This is a genomic window from Pseudomonas sp. PD9R, from assembly GCF_019200975.1.
Classification (GTDB): domain Bacteria; phylum Pseudomonadota; class Gammaproteobacteria; order Pseudomonadales; family Pseudomonadaceae; genus Aquipseudomonas.
On record NZ_JAHTMR010000014.1, the window covers coordinates 163,938 to 184,504 of the forward strand.

17 protein-coding genes are annotated in these 20,567 nt (G+C 57.1%); 8 read left to right on the forward strand and 9 right to left on the reverse strand.

Features of this window, described 5'->3' with window-relative positions; translation table 11 throughout:
* Nucleotides 1-7: 7 nt before the first annotated feature.
* The 3 genes from KUF73_RS24055 to KUF73_RS24065 form a co-directional block, all read right to left on the reverse strand.
* Complete coding sequence (locus KUF73_RS24055) at nucleotides 8-460, reverse strand: hypothetical protein (RefSeq protein ID WP_218440496.1); 453 nt, start codon at nucleotides 458-460, stop codon at nucleotides 8-10.
* 114 nt (nucleotides 461-574) lie between these two features.
* A complete protein-coding gene (locus tag KUF73_RS24060) occupies nucleotides 575-1,075 on the reverse strand; it encodes a GNAT family N-acetyltransferase (RefSeq protein ID WP_218440497.1) in 501 nt (166 codons plus the stop codon).
* Between the two features lie 239 nt (nucleotides 1,076-1,314).
* Nucleotides 1,315-1,875 (reverse strand): YSC84-related protein, encoded by a 561-nt coding sequence (locus KUF73_RS24065; protein ID WP_218440498.1) that lies wholly within the window; start codon nucleotides 1,873-1,875, stop codon nucleotides 1,315-1,317.
* A gap of 325 nt (nucleotides 1,876-2,200) precedes the next feature.
* Here KUF73_RS24065 and KUF73_RS24070 point away from each other — a divergent pair, with 325 nt between their 5' ends.
* Both KUF73_RS24070 and KUF73_RS24075 read left to right on the forward strand, forming a co-directional pair.
* Complete coding sequence (locus KUF73_RS24070; protein WP_305516115.1) at nucleotides 2,201-2,896, forward strand: tRNA (adenine(22)-N(1))-methyltransferase TrmK; 696 nt, start codon at nucleotides 2,201-2,203, stop codon at nucleotides 2,894-2,896.
* 191 nt (nucleotides 2,897-3,087) lie between these two features.
* Complete coding sequence (locus tag KUF73_RS24075; protein ID WP_218440500.1) at nucleotides 3,088-5,985, forward strand: EAL domain-containing protein; 2,898 nt, start codon at nucleotides 3,088-3,090, stop codon at nucleotides 5,983-5,985.
* Between the two features lie 295 nt (nucleotides 5,986-6,280).
* Here KUF73_RS24075 and KUF73_RS24080 read toward each other — a convergent pair whose 3' ends face one another.
* Complete coding sequence (locus KUF73_RS24080) at nucleotides 6,281-6,682, reverse strand: hypothetical protein (RefSeq protein ID WP_218436659.1); 402 nt, start codon at nucleotides 6,680-6,682, stop codon at nucleotides 6,281-6,283.
* 288 nt (nucleotides 6,683-6,970) lie between these two features.
* Here KUF73_RS24080 and KUF73_RS24085 point away from each other — a divergent pair, with 288 nt between their 5' ends.
* From KUF73_RS24085 to KUF73_RS24105, 5 genes are all read left to right on the forward strand, one after another.
* A complete protein-coding gene (locus tag KUF73_RS24085; RefSeq protein ID WP_218440501.1) occupies nucleotides 6,971-7,465 on the forward strand; it encodes a cupin domain-containing protein in 495 nt (164 codons plus the stop codon).
* A 382-nt stretch (nucleotides 7,466-7,847) separates the two neighbouring features.
* Nucleotides 7,848-9,209, forward strand: coding sequence for an MATE family efflux transporter (locus KUF73_RS24090; protein WP_218440502.1), 1,362 nt, complete (start codon nucleotides 7,848-7,850; stop codon nucleotides 9,207-9,209).
* 111 nt (nucleotides 9,210-9,320) lie between these two features.
* Nucleotides 9,321-9,992, forward strand: coding sequence for a phosphoribosyltransferase (locus tag KUF73_RS24095; RefSeq protein ID WP_218440503.1), 672 nt, complete (start codon nucleotides 9,321-9,323; stop codon nucleotides 9,990-9,992).
* Between the two features lie 246 nt (nucleotides 9,993-10,238).
* Nucleotides 10,239-10,808: a YceI family protein gene (locus KUF73_RS24100; protein WP_218440504.1), complete on the forward strand. Its 570-nt coding sequence runs from the start codon at nucleotides 10,239-10,241 to the stop codon at nucleotides 10,806-10,808.
* Between the two features lie 36 nt (nucleotides 10,809-10,844).
* Nucleotides 10,845-11,897, forward strand: coding sequence for a DUF2235 domain-containing protein (locus KUF73_RS24105; RefSeq protein ID WP_218440505.1), 1,053 nt, complete (start codon nucleotides 10,845-10,847; stop codon nucleotides 11,895-11,897).
* A gap of 74 nt (nucleotides 11,898-11,971) precedes the next feature.
* On the opposite strand, the gene KUF73_RS24110 is transcribed toward KUF73_RS24105, so the two are convergent.
* Nucleotides 11,972-13,069 (reverse strand): Gfo/Idh/MocA family protein, encoded by a 1,098-nt coding sequence (locus tag KUF73_RS24110; RefSeq protein WP_218440506.1) that lies wholly within the window; start codon nucleotides 13,067-13,069, stop codon nucleotides 11,972-11,974.
* Nucleotides 13,070-13,289: 220 nt separating this feature from the next.
* Here KUF73_RS24110 and KUF73_RS24115 point away from each other — a divergent pair, with 220 nt between their 5' ends.
* Nucleotides 13,290-14,510 (forward strand): MFS transporter, encoded by a 1,221-nt coding sequence (locus tag KUF73_RS24115; RefSeq protein WP_218440507.1) that lies wholly within the window; start codon nucleotides 13,290-13,292, stop codon nucleotides 14,508-14,510.
* Nucleotides 14,511-14,577: 67 nt separating this feature from the next.
* Here KUF73_RS24115 and KUF73_RS24120 read toward each other — a convergent pair whose 3' ends face one another.
* The 4 genes from KUF73_RS24120 to tssI are packed head-to-tail and all read right to left on the reverse strand — an operon-like array spanning nucleotide 14,578 to nucleotide 20,498.
* A complete protein-coding gene (locus KUF73_RS24120; RefSeq protein WP_256345682.1) occupies nucleotides 14,578-16,812 on the reverse strand; it encodes a lipase family protein in 2,235 nt (744 codons plus the stop codon).
* A 10-nt stretch (nucleotides 16,813-16,822) separates the two neighbouring features.
* Nucleotides 16,823-17,617, reverse strand: coding sequence for a hypothetical protein (locus tag KUF73_RS24125; protein WP_256345683.1), 795 nt, complete (start codon nucleotides 17,615-17,617; stop codon nucleotides 16,823-16,825).
* Nucleotides 17,614-18,468 (reverse strand): DUF4123 domain-containing protein, encoded by an 855-nt coding sequence (locus KUF73_RS24130; RefSeq protein ID WP_218440508.1) that lies wholly within the window; start codon nucleotides 18,466-18,468, stop codon nucleotides 17,614-17,616. Before KUF73_RS24130 ends, KUF73_RS24125 begins: the two co-directional genes overlap by 4 nt.
* Nucleotides 18,465-20,498, reverse strand: coding sequence for a type VI secretion system tip protein TssI/VgrG (tssI, locus tag KUF73_RS24135; RefSeq protein WP_218440509.1), 2,034 nt, complete (start codon nucleotides 20,496-20,498; stop codon nucleotides 18,465-18,467). Before tssI ends, KUF73_RS24130 begins: the two co-directional genes overlap by 4 nt.
* Nucleotides 20,499-20,567: the final 69 nt, after the last annotated feature.

The following is a 20,567-nucleotide window of genomic DNA, read 5'->3' on the forward strand; positions in this document are numbered from 1 at the left end:
GGTGGTGCTATTTCGCCGGATTTTCCTGCTTGATATCCCCGCAAAAAATGTCGACGTTGCCATCTGTCGCTGCCGTTCGTACGAGGATGGAATGCTCACTGGACAGCAAGGCAGGCAATGCAACGGGGGCACTTCTTGAAAAAGACCAGCCACGGATAGGCTGGCGCTCGGTGGTGACCTTGTCGTTCATGGCGTACGCGACGGGGCCGGGTTGCTGGCAGCTGCCTTTATTGATGAAGCTGTAGAGGCGCAAGGGCAGGGATGCTCCGGTTGGAACACCACTGATGAAAAAGCTGAGTCCGGTTTGTTTGCCCCAGTCGGACAACACTACATTGCCGATCTGACCGGCGTTCTGCCGAGTGGGAACCAGGGTTACGGACACGCCAGGGTTGGATGATGTGGTGCAGCCAAAAAGGCTGGCGGTGATCATTAGCGCGGCAAGTGAGTGTCTGGGGTTCATTGCCAAACTCCTGTTGAAGAACTGCAATGGGAGATTAGCGGGTATAGCTCATTAATCGGGTTTCGGCCCTTTGAATACGGCCCGTCGTCAAGGCGTACGAAGGCGGTTACTCAATCAGATCGAAAGGCTAAACCGATATTCATGCTCCATGCCTTCTTGCCGGGATGCGGGTTCGATCAGGAAGCCGCATCGCTTGAGTACTTTTGCCGAGCCGATATTTTCAGGGTAAACATGGGCAACCAATTGTTTAAGGTTCCAGTGCGACTGCGCCTCCTGGATCAGGTGCCTGACCGCCAGCGTTGCCAGTCCCTGCCCGCAGGCGCTTTCAGCGACCCGATAGCCGACTTCTGCCGAGCGTTCGGACAGGTCGATGTCTTTGAGGTTTGCGCGACCGACTATTTTCCCGGCTGAGTCTTCGATGACAAACGGGTGCCAGGCTCCGGCGGCGAAATCAGACAAATAAACTGCAATATGGTCGGTGACGCCCTGCATTGAGTAAAACGCAGAATCGCGTGCATCAATGTGACGTTCGAACCATTCGCGATTGTCCATTTCAAATCTCAGCAACGCCTCGGCATCAGTGCTTTTCAGGGTGCGTATTTTGACGAGGTTCATAAGAGAGAGCGCTTCCTTTCTGGTGGAGCTTCCTGGCCAGGGTTGGCCTGCTAACGATAATGGGCCAGTTGACCGATGGCTACCAAACCTCGTACGACGAAAGACAGGGAGTAAGCAGCACCGAGTCAACACGCTGGGCGGCCCCTATCCCCGCGTTGCACCCACAGCCTGTTTTCAGTCGATAGTTGCTGTGACACCTGTCGCACATCGACCAAAAGAGACCGTGGGTGGCGTGGGAATCAACGCTTGATAAGGGAAATCTTCGTACCTTCAATGCTGATCCCGGCCATCAACCCCTGCTGGTCGAAGATAAACGCGTACGCGTCATCCTTCAGTGTGGAGCTGGACAGGTTCTTCGCAACACCTTCATCAACCACCACAACGGTTGGTCCTACGCCGATCTCCCAACCCTTGGTTTCAGTGATGTATTTCAAAGCCTTGTCGGTCATCAGAAAAACCACATAGCCGTACGACTGGGCACCTGCTTGTAGCCCCCAGGAACCGCTGACAGAGTTGTAATAATTTTCTGCTTTCGTACCCTTCATTAATACGCCTTCGCCATAGCTGCCGCCGAACACAAGACCGGCCTTGATGATTTTCGGGAAGACCAGCACTGCCTTGGCTTTGTGCGAGATGGTTTCAGAAAACGGGTTGGTCTTGTACAGCGTTTGCAACGCCTGTTTAGCGTCGGCATTCAGATCTTCGGCGGTGGCCGCGCCTGCATTGTTCAGTAAACTGGCCGATGCCAAGGCTGCGGTCGCAAGGAAGATCGACAGAAAGAAGCGCATTGATTGAGTCATATCTGTACTCCTGGAAGGGAGCATCGGACGGCAGCAGCAGCCAGCGCCTGCCTCAAACAGGACCGAATCCACTGATGGTTATCCCGCGCACCCTAAAGTGTGTGAACTTCAAGCCTCGCTCTTGAGTAATGCCTTTGATCAGTCGCGATGCCGTCAATGGTTGTGACCACTGTGTACGGGCAGCGTTCGTTGGCAGAGCGCGCAGTCGCTACGGGGCACATCACGAACTTTGTCGCATAAATTTGAAATGCCCGGCGTTGCCCGACAGAATCGCGCCCCGAACCGGCGAAAGATGCCGGTGATTGCTGGTGAAAAGGGGCTGCAGTTGAACGAACAGACATTGTCCATGCGCCTGGAGCGTGTGGCAGCGCATGTGCCCGCCGGTGCGCGGCTGGCCGATATCGGCTCGGACCACGGCTACTTGCCAGTGGCGTTGATGGGTCGTGGCGTCATTTCGGCGGCGGTGGCCGGCGAGGTGGCACTGACGCCATTCCACGCGGCCGAACGCACCGTGCGCGAAAGCGGCCAGGACCTGCGAATCACTGTGCGCCAGGCTAACGGCCTGGCGGCGATCGAGCCTGAAGACCGGATCACGGCAATCAGCATCTGCGGCATGGGCGGCGAGACTATCCGCGACATTCTCGACAGCGGCAAGACACGCCTGAGTGGCCAGGAACGCCTGATCCTGCAGCCCAATGGCGGCGAACAGCCGTTGCGCCAATGGCTGATGGAAAATGGCTACCGCATTCTCTGCGAGGAATTGCTGCGGGAGAACCGCTTCGACTACGAAATCATCGTCGCCGAGCGCGCCGGGTCGGTGCTGTACACCGCCGAGGAACTGTACTTCGGCCCGCTGCAGATGCAGGCCCGCAGCCCGGCGTTCCTGGACAAATGGCAGCGCATGCTGCGCCAGAAGCAAAAGAACCTGGCCAGCTTCGCGCGGGCGCGGCAGGCGATACCTGAGGACAAAATGCAAGACATCGCCCGGCAGGCCCGGTGGATCACTGAGTTGCTGGCGTGAACCCGGCGCATCACCGAAGATGCGGTTGACCTGGGCATTAACGGCGAATAACTCGTTGTCCGTCGCATAGTTCGCACTTACGCGAATAAACTATTGAAAAAATTCGCTATAAGCTTTAAACGAGAAGCTCACTGGCACATTGCTAGCAATCAGTAGGTGAGTATCGCCAGTTTCTGGCTCAGGGAGCGCTGATGAGTTTTCGTCCATTGACCGACTCCTCGCGGCAATCGAACGATTGCGACGTTGTCGCATCACAACCAAAACGGAATTTGGATACTGTCGGCATGGCCTACGTTGGCAACGACGACTCGATCGAACAATTGCTGGATTCAGCGCGCAACTGGACCCACTCCACCTCATGGGTGGTCTATCGGGCCGGTGAACAACTGCATTTGGTCGGGCAGGGCGACCCGCGCGTGCAGTGGCCATCAAGCGTTGCCAATGAAGACTTTGAAGCCTTTTGCCTGACCTGGCGTTTGCACCGCTGGCCGACCGGCAGAGGCGAAAGTGAGTTGGGCTGGCTGCTCGCGCCCATCGACGATGCGGGGGAACCGGCGCTCGCCGAGTTTGCCCGGCGCGTGGGCATTGAGGTGCAGACCAATACCCTTGCCCGTGCGCAGATTACGCAGCGTGTGCTGTATGAAATTACCTACCTGGCCAGCTCGACCCGCGACCGCTCAGTGTTTCTGGTGGGGGTGCACCAACTACTGGCCAGCCTGATCGACGCCGAGAACTTCTATCTCGCGCTGTATGACCCGCACAGCGGCAAGATTGACTACCCGTATTACGTCGACATCATCGACGTTGATGCCGTGGAGTCCCAGCACTACGAATACCTGGACCCTTCGCACTTGTCATTGACCGGCCAGGTACTGACCACGGGTCAGCCGTTGCTGATCGACGCCGCCGGCATCCTCGCCGCTCAGGCCGAAAACCGTTTCTACTGCGTGGGTGATCGTCCCGAATTCTGGATGGGCGCACCGTTGAAAAATGCCTCGGATGACGTGTTTGGCATGCTGGCCATGCAGGTCTACGAGGTTTCCCGGACCTACAGCGCTGAAGACCGCGCGCTGTTTCTGGTGGTCGCCCGCCATGTGGCGATGGCACTGGACCGGATTCTGCACCGGGAAGACCTGGAAGAGACGGTGATACGTCGCACCCTGGAGCTTTCGGCCGTCAACGATGCCTTGAGGCAGGAAGTGGCAGACCGCCAGCGCGCCGAACATCTGCAGAGTGCGCTGTTCCAGATTGCTGAACTGTCGAGCCAGCCTGGCGACATGGCTGAGTTGTTTCAAACCTTGCATGGCATCGTCGGTGATCTGCTGTTCGCGCAGAACTTCTACATCGCACTGTTCGACGACGCGACCGGTGAAGTGACCTTTCCGTATTACGTCGATGAGCGGCAAACAACTTGCCCGGCCGCTCGACGGGGGCGCATGGGCCTGACCGAGTACGTTATCCGTCAGCGTCGGCCTTGCCTGATTGACGCCGGCGAGGCTGAGCGATTGTCTGCCGAGGGTGAAATCGAAATTGCCCATGAGTCAGTTCGATCCTACTCCTGGCTGGGCATTCCATTGTTCGATGGCGATGTGGTGCGTGGCGTGCTGGCGGTGCAAACCTATACCCCGCAAGTGCGCTATACCCTGCGTGATCAGGAACTGCTGACGTTCGTGTCGCGGCACATTGACACCGCGTTGTCGCGACGTACGGCCGCCGAAGCAATCCATGCCGCCAACCTCAAGCTCGAAGCCCGGGTGCAGAACCGCACCCGCGAACTCGATCACGCCAATGCCAAGTTGCAACACGAAAACTCCCACGATGCACTGACAGGGCTGCCGAATCGGACCTACTTGCAACAGCGCCTGAATCTGGCTTGGGCACGGTTCGGCAGCGAAGGCGGGCACCTGGCGGTGATGTTCATCGATCTCGACCGTTTCAAAATGGTCAACGACAGCCTCGGCCACCATTTTGGAGACCTGCTGTTGATGCAGGCTGCCCATCGCTTACGCGGTTGTCTGCGTGACACCGACATGCTGGCGCGCCTTGGAGGCGATGAGTTTTCGGTGCTCGCTCCCGAAGCGCCGCTGGACGTGCTGATCGAAATCGCCGAACGAATCCTGGTGGCGTTTGACTTGCCGTTTGTCATCAACGGCTACGAAGTTTTTTCGTCCTGCAGTATCGGTATTGTCAGCGCCGACAGTCAGTTCCATCACGAGCCAGCCGACTTGCTGCGCGATGCCGATGCGGCGATGTACCGGGTCAAGAGTGCCGGGCGCGACAGTTACGCCGTGTTCAACCAGGAAGTGCGCCGTGAAGTCTCGGACCAGGTAGAGCGTGAAGGCGCCTTGCGCAACGCGCTCAAGCGTACCGACGAACTGCTGCCCTATTTCCAGCCGATTGTCAGCGTCGAAAGCGGCGAACTGTTGGCTCTCGAAGCGCTGATCCGCTGGCATCAGCCGGGTGGCCGGGTGATCGCGCCGGGCGAATTTTTGCCCGATGTCGAAGGTTTACGCCTGATCGGTCGCCTGGACTTGTACATGCTGACCAGCGTTGCAGTGATTCTCGCGCAACCCCAGCACGCCAATTGGCCGCCGGTGCATGTCAATTGCTCCAGCTACAGCATGACGCGTCCGGACTTCGCCAGTGACGTGCTTGCATTGTTGGAGCGGCACGGGGTCTCGCCGTCGCGGATCTGCCTGGAGTTGACCGAAGGTGCATTGGTGGCGGAACCGGCGATTGCCCGACGGACCATGCAGCAATTGGCTGACAACGGCATGTCGGTGGTGCTCGATGATTTCGGTGCAGGGTTTTCGTCCCTGAGCTACGTGCATCAATACCGTTTCAGCGGCTTGAAGATCGACAAGTCGTTCATCCTCGAACTGACCACCAGTACCCGCAGCCGCGCGATCGTCCGAGCGATAGTGCGGATGGCCGAATCGCTGGACCTGAGCGTGGTGGCCGAAGGTGTCGAGGACGAAGCGACGCTGGATTTGCTCCGTGAAATCGGCGCAGGGCAGGCCCAAGGTTATTATTTTGCCAAGCCGATGGGGTTGGAAGCCTTGTTGGCGAGTTCGCTGTTCGGTCGCTAAGGGCGGATGATCAGTGGCGCAATTGCGCTTTTCCCAGGCAAGTAGTACTGAAGTGGCGGGGTGCGGAGCAGCACACGACTGAATAGCAACTGCCCATTGTGGGAGCGAGCCCGCTCGCGATGGACGTTAATGATGACGCGTAGTCCCTGGATAAGCGCGGCGCACTTGAGAACATCGCGAGCAGGCTCGCTCCTACAGGGAATGGGCTGAGATCAGCCAAGTTCGCGCTCTTGAGCACGAAAAAGCCCGGCTGATCAGGCCGGGCTTTTTGGGGGTTTGCGCTGTGGCGATGTATTTAGGCGACGGTGTTGCCTTGCAGGCGGTCGGAGCCATCGGCGGCGACGGTGTTGCCTTGCAGGCGGTCGGAGCCATCGGCGGCGACGGTGTTGCCTTGCAGACGGTCGGAGCCATCAGCGGCGACGGTGTTGCCTTGCAGACGGTCGGAGCCATCAGCGGCGACGGTGTTGCCTTGCAGACGATCAGAACCATCGGCGGCGACGCGGTTTTCGATCAGGCGGTCGGAGCCACCTTCAGCTACACGATTCTGGATCAGGCGATCCGAACCACCTTCAGCTACGCGACTTTCAATCAGACGATCCGAACCGCCTTCAGCGACGACAGGCTGAGCAGAGGTGGCGGCGAAAGCGTTCACTGCGAAGATCGAGAAAGCGATGCTGAGGATGGTTTGGCGTTTCATGATCGTGTGCTCCGGGGTGTTATTGGTTGGTATGGAGCTGATGTTACGCCGTGGATTTTTTATGAGAACTTCATTGACGTGATGGTGAACATCGACGGCATTGATAGGCCGCGCGGAATGCCTCTGGTGAACGTGATGATGTATCGCCGCGTTGGTAATCGGATTGTGCCGGAGCATTGATTACATTGCGGATCAACTGTAATGCGCGGCCGCCTCATTATCGGCAGTGTCGATCCCAAATAGAGTTAGCCTGACGATATTGTCCACTGCATCGCTAAGGTATCTTTCATGATTCAGAACATTCTCAAAACGGCTTCTATGGCGGCACTTCTTGTCGCAAGTGCAGCAGCGCCGTTTGTCCAGGCACAACCATTGCCACTGGATAAAGTCGGCGCCATACATAATGAAGATGTGGAATGGCGCAGCTTTCCGGCTTTTCCGAAAGAAGTGAAACTGGCTGTTATCGCTGGCGATCCCAGCAAGCCGGCTCCCTACGTCGTGAGAGTCAAAGTACCGAATGGCACAAAGTTAATGCCCCACACGCATCCTGAAAGCCGCATATATACCGTCATGTCCGGTGTGTTCTACATCGGGTTCGGTACTGTTTTTGATGAAACCAAACTGGTGGCCTATGGGCCTGGTAGCGTGGTGATACTCCCGGCTAATACGCCTCACTTCCACTGGGCTAAATCAGGAGAGTACATCTCGCAGGTTTACGGAGTGGGGCCGCTGGGGCTTGAGTATATTGATAGTCATGATGATCCTCGGAATGCGTCGAAGTGAGAAAAGGCTAAGCGAACGCTGATCCTTGTAGAAGCGAGCCTGCTCGCGATGACGGTTTAACATTCGCGATCAATGTTGATTGACCCGCCGCTATCGCGAGTAAGCTCGCTCCCACAGGTTTTGCACCCTAAGTGATCGACATCAGGTCACCAAACCTGAATCGCCATCTTGGCGACGGGTTGACTACAAGCCGCATGAAATCCGCGCGACAGGGAACGACTTCCGAGCTTTATGCAGGACCTCTGATAAGAAAGCCTCGGACCTTTCACGTCTCTTTACTGGAAATCTAAACACAGACCTGAGATGTTCATCGCCCGGTCGTTTTTACCCACCAAAGCTATCCTTAACCAGCCCTCCCGCCGTCGAGATGGACCTCCAGCCAATGCAAACCCCCACCAAGCCCCCACGCCCGCTCTGGAAAACCTACCTGCTTTTCCTCGCCCCGATGGTCCTGTCGAATTTCCTGCAATCCATGTCCGGCACGGTCAACAGCATCTACATCGGCCAGATGCTCGGCACTCAGGCCCTGGCGGCAGTGTCGGGCATGTTCCCTATCGTGTTTTTCTTCATCGCCCTGGTGATTGGCCTCGGCGCTGGCGCTGGCGTATTGATCGGTCAGGCCTGGGGTGCACGCGAGACGCATTTGGTGAAAGCCATTGCCGGGGCGACGTTGTTGTTGGGGGTGTTTATCGGGTTGATAGCAGCGGTATTAGGCAGTGTGTTTGCGCGGTCGGCGTTGGTGGGTTTGGGGACGCCGGGGGATGTGTTGGACGATGCGGTGGCGTATGCGCATGTGATGCTGTGGATCATGCCGTCGCTGTTGGTGTTTGTGTTGTTCACGCAGTTGCTGCGCGGGGTGAGTGATACGGTTTCCCCGTTGTTGGCATTGGTGGTGTCGACCGTTATCGGCCTGGTGCTGACGCCGGCGTTGATCCGTGGGTGGCTCGGGTTGCCGACGATGGGGATTCAGAGTGCGGCGTTTGCCGGATTGGCGGGGAACCTTGCGGCGATGGGATGGCTGGCGTGGCGCTTGATTCGCAAGGGGCATCCGTTGGCACCGGACCGCGAGTTTTTTGCGGCGATGAAGCTGGACATGGCGATACTGGGCAAGGTGTTGCGCATCGGTTTGCCCACCGGGTTGCAGATGGTCGTGTTGTCGCTGTCGGAGTTGGTGATTCTGGCGCTGGTGAACCAGCACGGTTCCCAGGCGACGGCGGCGTATGGCGCGGTGACGCAGATCGTCAATTACGTGCAATTTCCGGCACTGTCGATTGCGATTACGGCGTCGATCCTCGGTGCCCAGGCGATTGGGGCAGGGCGCATTGAGCGCATCGGGCCGATCCTGCGCACGGGGCTGATGATCAACGTGTGCCTGACCGGTGGTTTGGTGGTGCTGGGTTATTTGCTGTCGCCCTGGTTGCTGGGTCTGTTCCTGACTGAGGACGCGACGCGGACCATGGCCGAGCATCTGTTGCACATCATGCTCTGGAGTCTTCTGGTGTTCGGCTTCCAGGCCATTATCGGCGGCATCATGCGTGCCAGCGGCACGGTGATGGTGCCGGTGGCGATTTCGGTTGTGTGCGTGGTGGGCGTGCAGTTACCGGCCGCGTATCTGCTGGATGCGCGGTTTGGGTTGCAAGGGGTGTGGATGGCGTTTCCGCTGGCGTATCTGGGGATGCTGGCCTTGCAGACGCTGTATTACAAAGTGGTTTGGCAGCATCAGAAGATTGAGCGGTTGGTTTAGGGGGAAGGTCAAAAGATCGTCCGCACGCGGCCCGAGCCTGCGGCAACTCCAACATGGAGTATCGTTGGTTTGGGGGCACCGGCAGGCGTGATCGTCTGAGGAGGTTTTCAAATGACCCAGCCAACCATCCTGCAAGACCGCGCCGCTGCCGGGCGGCGACTTGTGGAACCCTTACTGCTATACGCCCACCGTGCCGATGTCATCGTTCTCGCCTTGCCCCGTGGCGGGGTGCCGGTGGCGTACGAAGTGGCCACGGCGCTGGATGTTCGCCTCGACCTGATGCTGGTGCGCAAGCTCGGCGTGCCGTCGCACCAGGAGTTCGCCATGGGCGCGATTGCCAGCGGCGGCATACAAGTACTCAATCAAGACGCGTTGCGAGCACATCCGATTGACAAGGCTGCGTTCGATGCCGTGGTTGCCCGGGAAACTCGTGAGTTACTGCGCCGTGAGCAGGTTTATCGGGGGAGCCGTGCGCCGTTGCAGCTCAAGGATCAGGTGGTGATCCTGATCGACGACGGACTGGCGACGGGCGCCTCGATGTTGGCGGCGATCCATGCCACGCGGGTGCACGCACCGTCGCGCATCGTCGTCGCCGTGCCGGTGGCGCCGATTGAAACAGCCGAGGCGTTGCGCAGCGAAGTCGATGAGCTGGTCTGCCCGTTGATTCCCGATTGGATGATGTCGATCGGTTATTGGTACGTGGATTTTTCCCAGACGTCGGATGAAGAGGTCATTCGGCTGTTGCAGCGGGCGTGGCGCAAAGAGGAGGGCATTGTCAGATAGATTTTCTCTGAAGAATCAACGTCAAAAGATCGCAGCCTGCGGCAGCTCCTACAGAAAACGCGTTCAATGTAGGAGCTGTTGCAGGCTGCGATCTTTTGATCTTAAGCGTTACCCGCCCCGTGACAGCTGGTCGCAAGAACGCGCAGCAAGTGGAATAAACGGCCGTTCTTTGCTTTAGTCCACCTACTGTCGGCTTAAGTGCGCTCGCCCCCTCAACCCATGAGGGAACCCGGCCCGGAGTGTTCCATGAACCCTCGATTCCCGCGTTTCATCGTATTGGCCAGCGCGCTGGTGTGCAGTGTTTTGCCAAGCGCCTATGCGGTCGAATACACCGACGTAAACCCCACGGCCAGCACCATCAGCTTTACCTACGGCCAGATGGGATCGAGGATGTATGGCACGTTCAGCAAGTTCGAGGGCCATCTCGACTTCGACACCGCCAGCCCCGAAGCCGCCCACGCCAAATTGACCATCAACCTCGACAGCATCGACGCCGGCAGCAGTGACGCCAACAGCGAACTGCAAAAGCCTGCATGGTTCGATACAACGACTTATCCGCAGGCGACATTCGAGTCGACCGAGGTAAAAAACCTCGGCAACAACCGCTACTTGATTACCGGTCGTTTGACGCTCAGGGGCTTGACGAGGGTCGTGACGGTGCCGGTGCTGTTAAAGGCGGAAAATACCATTGGCATATTCGATGGCGAGTTAACGCTCAAGCGCGACGACTTCAAAATAGGTGAAGGCGAATGGGCCGACACGGTTGTGTCCAACGAGATCAATATTCGCTTTCGAATGGTTGCGCCGCAGCGGTAGGGGTTGTGCATTTGTGGACATTCAAGGGAGAAGACCATGCCGAAAAAAATCATCATCGCATTCGACGGGACCTGGAATCTGCCCGATCAGGCACCGGAGGTCGACGGCGACTCCAATACCAATGTCGTCAAATTACATGATGCAATCCTGCCGACTCACAAGGACGGCACTGTTCAGCACGCGGTGTATGTGGCGGGTGTGGGGACCGATTGGTACGACAAGCTCGAAGGCGGGGCATTTGGGGTGGGATTGTCGAAGAAAATCAAGGAAGGCTACTTGGGCTTGGCCAAAAGCTACGAAGACGGTGATCAGGTCTACATCATCGGGTTCAGCCGCGGTGCCTATTCTGCACGGAGCCTGGTAGGGCTGATTCGAAACGTCGGGTTGCTGACGAAAAAACACCTCAATCGTATCGATGAGGCCTACAGCCTGTACCGTACCCGCGATTCCAGTGCCGATACGGAAAACGCACAATTCTTCCGGCAAAGTTATTCCCGGGAAATTGATATTCACTTTCTGGGTGTCTGGGATACGGTCGGCGCTTTAGGTATTCCGTTTAAATCCGCTGAGTGGTTCAACCATAAATACTATGAGTTTCACGACACAGAGCTCAGTGGGATTGTGCGCAATGCCTTCCATGCCGTCGCCATTGATGAAAACCGAGTCAACTACGAATGCACGCTTTGGGACCCGATTGCCAAGCCCAATCAAGTGATGGAACAGGTCTGGTTCTGCGGGGCACATGCCAATGTCGGCGGTGGCTATGTCGGCAATACGCTGTCGGACATCCCGCTGCGCTGGATGGCACAAAAAGCGCTGGACTGCGGCCTGGAACTGGACCCGATGAAAATCCCCCAGCAGCCGAAAAAACTTCCGGAGATCACCGACTCCTACAGTGATTTCCTCGGCGGCACCTACCGACTGTTGAATGCGCGGTATTTCCGGCCGGTCGGCACCACCACGTTCGGTCAGGAATGCATTGATGAGAGCGTGCAGCAACGAGTGACGGCGGTAGGGAACTATCGACCCAAAAATCAGGTGGGTGTCTTTTTGATTGGCGATTACCGGCCGGCGAACAAAATCAGCTAATCATCGCGTTCCGTGGCCAGACGCAAGCCCGCTTCCTGTACGAAGCGGGCTTGCGTCTGGCGAGCGCAGAACCGTCAGAGTGTGTGGGCCATGTCGGTTGTGCGCTTGGCCGCATCCAGCAACCGATGCATGCGCAAGGCATCCTCAAACGTCGCCGCGCCACGGGTCCCGTCCGCCACGTCTTGCGCATACACGTGATACAACTCCGCCAGTTCCAGCACCGCCGACGGCAATGAAGAGGCCGGCAGACGCTGGTAGGTTTCAGGCAGCGGCAGTGATTGCAGGGTCAGGTTGTCGCCGTGGGCACCTTCGATCACGTAGTCATCGCCGACATCACCGAACGCCGAGCGGTTAGTGATTTTCAGGTCGCCCTGGTCGCCGGTGATGTCGATCTGCACGCCCGAGCCGTTGCGCTTGCCGCCTTCGATGTGGATCGAGACCACCGCGCCGTCTTCGAGCAGCCCGCTCAGCACCAGCTGGTCCGGCGCGCTGCTGTCCAGCACTTCGCCGGTTTCCTTGAGGGTGATTTTGGGGAACTGATTGACCATCAAACCCGACACACTGACCGGCCAACCGGTGGCGGTGAAAAGCATGTCGAGGAAGTGCCCGGCGTAGATTGCGATGACGCTGGAGAAGTTTTCCTCGGGTGCGGTCCAGCGCAGAGCGTTGGGGCGCAGGGCCTGGAAGTAATTCATGCTCACGTGCATGCGCACCGAGCGCAGCTTGCCGACATAGCCTTGTTGCAGCAGGTCTTGCAGGTAACGATTGTGCGGTGCGTGACGGCGTTGCAGGCCGACGATGTGGCGCACGCCGGCGTCGTTGGCCAGTTTTACCAACGCTTCGGAGCTGGCGGTGGTGGTGGTCAACGGCCATTCGCAGTAGACGTCTTTGCCGGCGGCGATGGCGGCGCGCACGGTTTTTTCGTGCTGGGGCGCGGTGTTGAGCACCACCACCAGATCGACATCCGGGTTGTTCACCAATGCCTCGACCGAGTCGGCGACTTGCGGGATGGCGTATTGGCTGGCAGCCGCTTCAGCACGCTCACGGTGTTCGCTGTACACCGTTTGCACGCGGTATTGCGGCAGCAGGGCGAGCACACGAAGGTGGCCGTGGCGGGCCCAGTTGCCGACGCCGATGATGCCGACGCGAATGGGATTGTGTGGAGTAGTCATGGGTGTGTCCTCGTAGGTTTTTCTGACGAGGCAAAGTCTAGGGAGTGCGGGTCTACGGAAAAATGGGGCAGAGGGCCGAACACTGTGGACTGAGACGGCGTTAATTCAGTAGATGTTTGATTGCGGAGCTATAGCTCCACAGTGATCGGATCTGCACCCCATTTTTCCGCATCGATCAGATACCTAGCATGGCTCCACTCATTACTGTGGAGCTTTTCCCATGAACGATATGCATGCATTACCGGCCAACCCTGCGCTCGCGCAGGAGCAGCCATCCTCCTGGCGTGACTGGCTTTCGGTGTTCTCGGTGGCGCTCGGTGCCTTCGCGTTTGTCACCACCGAATACCTGCCGGTGGGCATCCTGCCGCCGATTGCCAACAGCCTGGGCATCACCGATGGCGTGGCGGGGTTGATGGTCACCGTGCCAGGGATTGTCGCTGCCTTCGCTGCGCCGGCGATCATGCTGGGCGCCGGGCGAATGAACCGTCGTCTTTTGCTGCTGCTGTTGACCGTGATACTGGTGCTTTCCAACCTGGTGTCGGCCGTTGCGCCGACGCTGCTGGTCATGTTGCTGGGACGGGCGTTGTTGGGTGTGGCGCTGGGTGGCTTTTGGGCGGTGGCGATTGCAGTGGCGGGGCGATTGGTCAGTGAATCAAAAGCCGCGAAGGCCACGGCGCTGATCTTTGCCGGCATCACGTTGGCTACTGTGTTCGGCGTGCCGTTCGGGACGTTTCTCGGCAGCCTGTTTTCCTGGCGGATATCGTTCGCAGTCACTGCGGGATTGGCCTTGCTGGCGTTGATCGCCCAAGGGCTGACCTTGCCCTCGCTGCCGTCGCGCGAAGGGTTGCAGGTGCATGCACTGCTGGGTTTTCTGGCGCGCAAAAACGCCCGGCGCAGCATGTTGCTGTTGGCGCTGGTAGTGGCAGCGCACTTCTCGGCTTACACCTATATCGCACCGTTTCTGGGCCGTGAGGCGGGTTTCTCGGTGAGTGCGATCACTTCGATTTTGTTGGGTTTTGGCCTGGTCGGCATGCTGGCCAACTTCGCCATGGCCAGCGGTGTCGCCCGGCATCTGCGGGCATCGCTGGGCGCGGTGGTGTTGTTGATGGTTATCGCACAGCTGGCCTTGCCGCAGTTACACGGTTTGGGCGTGGTGTTGGCGGTGTTGATTTGGGGCATCGCTTACGGCGCGATACCGCTGGGCGTAAGCACCTGGATGCAGCTGACTTCACCACAATTACCGGAAGCCAGTTCGGCGATGCTGGTCACCATGTTCCAGGTGGCGATTGCGTCGGGTTCGCTGTTTGGCGGTTTGATGGTTGACCATCACGGCGTGCCTTCGGCGTTGTGGCTGGGAGCGGGCATTGGTTTGCTGGGGTTGGCGGTGATGCTCGGTTTCGGTGTCGGCAAGGCACCGATTGCCGAGGCGTTGCAACGCTGAGTTCAGGTCAATGAAACGGGCGTCTATTGCAGGCACCCTTTTTTGCGACCTTGCTCAACGGTGGACATCAGGACAACGAATCAATATCAATCCTGGCGAACGTGCCAGGCTCGCGGCCCTCACGAATGGCTGCCAACATCTCCTCGTCGCTGAACACCCGCGGTGGGATCATCGCAATCTGTACTTCGAGGTTGTTCTCTCGATGAGCCATCCAGCGTTGCAGTGTGGCTTGCAGCTCAGAAGATTGCGCGGCAGAGCCGTACACATCGGTAAGCTTCAGTGGACGAAAGCGCAGCGTCGACAGGCGTTCCAACGAGGTGTTGAGTCTACGTTGCTCTGCTGAGAGATCATCCACTACCTGCGTGTAGGACGGGTCATTGTTTGCATATTGCCGCGTGTCCATTTTTTTACGTTGATGCTTCGACAAACCGCCTTGCATGTCTGCCAATGCGTTGGCGATGGCCTCGTATTCACGTGTGGTGACGATGGTCCCGCCTGCCTCCTGGGTTTGTTGCCAGCGCCGCAATGTCGCCCAGGAAAATGGAACATAGGAATCCGACACACTGTGATCACCAAAACTTCTGGCCTGGGTGAAGAACCCGCCTCGAAATGGCAAGTCACCGTTGTTGGCCAGGGCGCGGGTGCATGCGGCTTCCTCAATGGACGCACATCCCGGCTCCCACAGGATCGACGACTGTTCACCCTTGTTAAACGCCACGGGCATGAAATGCTGCAGCTTGCCGTGATGTTGATAAGGGGCACCGCCGATACGAACCAAGCCTATGGCAAAGATCAAAAAACTTGCCACCGGATGGGTCAGAACTAGGGATGCGATACCCGGCATCCAGATGCTGCGCTTCACGTCCATCCAGGGTGCAGGAACACCCGGAACCATGTCGTCGTTGTTCACCATGCGATGGTGGATCAGGGGTTCGGCTTCGGCGACGAAGGTGGCATCACCTACGCGAGGGGAGCCGTAGGTGTAGAGGAGGATGTCGTAGGATTCATCCTCATCGCACCGCAATGCTTCTGCCAGAAGCGTTGCGATTGCACCACCGAGGCTGTGTCCGCAAATAATGATTTTTTGGCTGGTGTGAAATTGATCCAGATAGCTTTGAACGAACACCTTCAACGCCTTGTAAGCATCGTAAAAACCATGATGGACCTTGCCTTTTCCATGGCCTTCATCAAAAGGGACTTGTTGCGCATCCGCATCCCGCCACCAGTCTGCTAACTCAAGCGTTCCACGGATGGAGATCAGAATGATCTCGTCATGATGGGTAATGAAGGCCTGCGTACTTTTTCCACTGAGCCAGTTTTTATTGGCGTCATCAAAAAAATGCAGTTTTGAAGGGTATTCCTGTTCATCGCCTTTTTCAGGTCGATTCCGTTCATACAACGTCGGATCAAATGGCAAGACCTCGAAGCGTTTCGAGTAAGGAACCTCTTCATAGAGCGGGTTGTATCGTTTGACCGGCGATTGCGAAGCGTCCATTTGCCAGCGCTCATGAAACCCAGCAAGCGCTTCTCCGAAAATGTTGCCTACCGAGGGCTGAAACGGAAACCTGACTGAATCAACCGGGTTTTTCTCCGGCACCTGCCCGAAGTTGGAGTAACTAAGGTTGGCCATGATCGCCAGCTGATACAGGTTCAACGCACAAAAGGCACTGTCGGTCGATAGCAAAGGCCGCAGTGCACGCAAGGGCCGCACCTCCAGTAGCGTGTGCCGGTTCGGCAGCAGGCTGACGCCATACAACTCCAACGGCTTGGGGCCAAAACCAAGCTCTTCCATCGCCCTGACCACAAAGTGATTGGGCATGTATCGACGAGATGCGATGGGCGGCAAATGGGCGCCATGCTTGACCAGGTCGCGCACTTCCACTTGCAGGAAATCTTCCGAGCCTTTGCGAGCGGGGTTGTGTTCGACTCGGGACCCGTCTTTGTGGAAAAAGCGGGTTTGCTCGGCTCTGACTTGGAGTTCGGTGATGGGGAGGGGATATGATTCTCGAACGACAAGTTTCTCATACCAAGTGTCGCCACCTTGGTACTGTCTATTGAGAGTCAAAACGACAGGTCCCCGATAACAGTCATTGACCTTCGCAAAACCTTGGTCGTCCAACACCCCTGGGTATTGCTGTTCGGCACTGTCCTGAATAATGTAGCTCAGACCCGCGTAAGGTTCGCCATCTCCGAATTCGTCAACTAACTGAAAGCTGACCTCGTTTCCTTTTAATGGACAGGCCAACATTTTGTCGCTAAACGCGGGCCGCTCCCACTCCTCCATGGCTTTATATGAACTCATTTTTATATCCTTATTCGGTGCAATTTGGGTAGACGGTGCAAACGCGGCCATCACGCGTTTTGAAATTTGTAAATTCAGGTGGATTTCTACACCAGAATGCTTCCTTGGTTTCGATACAGGGTTTCCAGCCAGCAGGTGTTTTTATCCATGTTCGCCCATAATAAGGTTCTTCTTCATTTGCCATAGTCAATATCAACTTCACGGTCTTCCCCGCTAACTGTTCACGCTGCACAGCTCCACCAATCAGCCTCTTTTTCACATTGCCATCAACATCGAGGGCACGGCATTGCGGGATTTTCTTGATGTAGCGGTAGGGGCCAGACGTGCGGAAAAACCATTGGCATTGCCCTTGAAATACCAACGCTCCTGACGCGGGAAAAGAACCAGCATTCTCCGAGGGCTCATCGAGGATGGAAATACCACCATATTGCATTCCTTTGTCCTGATCCCGTCGACCCCATTGCCCCTCAAACCCCAGCCCAAGACTTCTTAAAATCATTGAGCAGCCATGCGCCTTGGCCGTCAGCGGCACCGTGAACTCAACCCGGTGCGCAGCCTTGGGTTGTGGGGTTCTTAAAAACAAACGTTCTGCGTCTTTACGTTGTTTGTCGGATGAGAAGTTGCATGTCTGTCCTGGCACCGCCACATAATGAGCGGTTCCATCTATTTCGAAGTTCTCCGGCATATCTGCCTGAAAAGTAAAACTCTCCGTGGGCACTGTCGAACAACCACCCATCACACAAACCCCGGTTGCAATAACCAAGTAACGATAAATACAACGCATCAATCCGTTTAATCCCGTCATATCGGCTGCTCCCCGGACCAGAACTTCACTTCGTCAAAAAGACGCTCGAAGTGAGCCAGCGGCGTTTCTCTTTCACGCGGCTGCCAGTGACTGATGATCGGCGGTTTGGTTTTATACAGCTCCAGCAAAACCAGAAAGTGCGCCTGCTCAGGGGCATGCCATCCCCATGCGTGCGCTTGTAAGATTCGTTTCTCAAGCCAGACTTTCGGTTCCTGAGCGGCGCACAGACTTGCCATGGCATCGCTGTGCTCGGCCAAGAGATGTCGATATACATTTGTAAGACGCATATCTATCGACTGACTCATCGGTGACGGGATGTTCAGCCAGGCCGGTTCAGCAGGCGCAGGGTATTGGCCGGGTGCGGGATTTTCGGTGACGTCCCATTGAGAACCCTGCCAATAACACGCGCTAATCGTCGGGCCTAAATACGCGGGAAGGGCTTGCGCCGGTAGGTGCGCCAGGGCACGAGTCAAGACGCAGTTATCGTGGAAACGATACAACCCCTGGTTAGGTCGCGTGCCGATAATCAGCCGGTCACGCCAGTGCTGAACCAGAACGGGCAAGTCGTTTTTTTGAATACTGGCAAGCCAGCCCCAATTGCGTTCAGGCACCTTGAACAGTGGGTTTAGTCGCGGGTCCTGGGGGTTGTCGAGGATAAAAATGAAGGGACCCGCATCCGCCAGTTCCGTGACTTGCGTGTCGCTGTACACGCCGCGATAGCGTTCAAGGTCGAAGTTTTCAAGAAACGCCTGGCGGGCATCGCGTTCACCTTCGGAGTCGAGTATCAGGCAGGGCCAGCGGTCGAGTTTTAGTTGGTCAGCCATCCATTGTCGAGGGGTGTCGATCATCATGCTGTCGCTCCTTGCGGCAGGCAAAATCCGTTTTTGCAGACTTCGCAAATCGGGCAGAAGTCCGCACTTTTTGCTTTCGTCGCCGCCATCAAGGCAGCCTGCGTCGGGGCAATGACGGGCTGTTCAGCGAGTGCCTGTGCTTCAAGCGCTTGAAGCGGCGCTAGACCCAGCAAGGGCTTGCCGCCTACTTCGAGCGGCACACTGCTGTAAATGCCAGCCGGGTTGATGACGATGTGTTGCCCACCGACATTGATGGTCAAACTCATGCCTGCATTGATCACCACATGAGTGGCCGTGAGGTGCGCGTGGCTGCCTGCTTTAACCACCCAGGCGTTACCGACGGTCGTGCTGCTTTTGTCAGTGATGGACACGACCTCGCTACCGCCAATCACGCTGTCGCGTTGGCCTTGGGTCGTGTGCGATTCGTCACCTTTGATCAGGCTGGAACTGTTGCGAGCGATCTGTTCATTGCGATCGTTGTTGATGGTGGTGTTGCTGTCGTTGCGGATCAACTGCTCCAGGTCGCGCTCGGCGCGCAGGTAGACCTTTTCCTGGCCGGCGCGATCTTCGATCATCAGTTCGTTGAAACCACCTGTGCGGGGTGAGCTTTGGCTGCGCAGGACGGTTTTGGTTTTGTGCGCCGGCAACGGGTAGGGCGCTGGCGTCCGGGTGTTGATTACGCATCCGCTGATCATTGGTAAATCCGGATTGCCTTCGTAGTAGGTCACGACGACTTCCATGCCGACACGTGGAATGGTCACGGCACCAAAGCCTTCACCCGCCCAGCCAGTGGCAACACGCAGCCAGCAGCTGCTCTTTTCACTCTTGAATCCGGCTCTGTCCCAATGCAACTCGACTTTCACCCGACCATGTTCATCAACATAAATTTCTTCACCGGGTGGGCCGGTAACGCGTGCGCTTTGACTGACCAGTATCCTTTTCTGCGGCAGCAACGGTGGCCGGTAGAACACATCCTTGGGAATCGCGCTGAACGTGTTGCGGTAGCCTTGGGTGAACTCATCTCCAGGGAGTGGCTCGGTGATCGTTTCTTCCAGGCATTGCGGTTGTTTACCCGTGTGGCTCACGCTCAACAGGAGCCACCGATCGTTGCATTTCTTGCGGGGATGCTCGGTCAGGTTGAACAGATGGCCACTGCGTAGCGTCGGTTGATCGCTCCTGCCTTTAACCAGGTCGTAGTCACAGCGATGACGTTCCAGTGCCTGTCGGGCTAGCACCTTGCCGTGTTGGTCCGGTTCCTTCATCAGCATCGGGTAGCGGTAGTCCTCCAGCCTGCGGACGTTGTCGACCCTGGCTTGGTTTTCGTACAGCAGGCTCGGCTTCATGAAGTTGTATTTGCGCCCGGTCACCGTACTGGTGCGGGTGTTGAAATACTGGGTGAACAGATTGATCACCGGATGATCGGCGACCATGGCGCTGTCTTGCCGGTACGGCGTATCACCCAGTGAGGGGAAATAGACTTGATTGTCGGTGAGTGCCAACAGATGGCCGTCCGGCGAGTGCTGATGGTGCCACGCGATGCCGTCCTCGGCGCTCAGGCGTTGTATGAATAAGAAATCGCTTTCATCGTATTGTGTGCAGTACTCGCGAACTGAGCTCTCGCGGACATTAAAGCTGTAGCTATTGGACAAAATGCCGTGGCTTTCGAGCACTTGGGCGATGATTTGCGGCACGCTCAGGTTCTGGAAAATCCTCTGGTTATAGCTGAACTGCAAATAATGCAACGCAGGCACCAGGGTGAGCCCGTAATGGGTCAGCCGCTTGTCACTTGCTGCGATGGAGGCATTTTCGATGAAGCCATGCAGGCCTTCGCCATTCAGTCCGAACCGGAGGAAGGCGGGTTGGCCCAGTAATGTCTCAAGGGGAAAATCACGGTCCTCGCTGACCAATTGAATATTGATCGCATACAGACAGCTGATGGCTTCAGTGCCCTCGAACCCCAGGACTTTGAATCGGTGGTCGACCGAGGGAATTTGCAGCTCGAATTGCGCAGTGTCGGCTAGCGCGTACATACACTCATCCTTAAGCAAAAATACGGCGGAAAAACGCCGGGACGCCCTAAATTTGCTGTTTAGATGGCC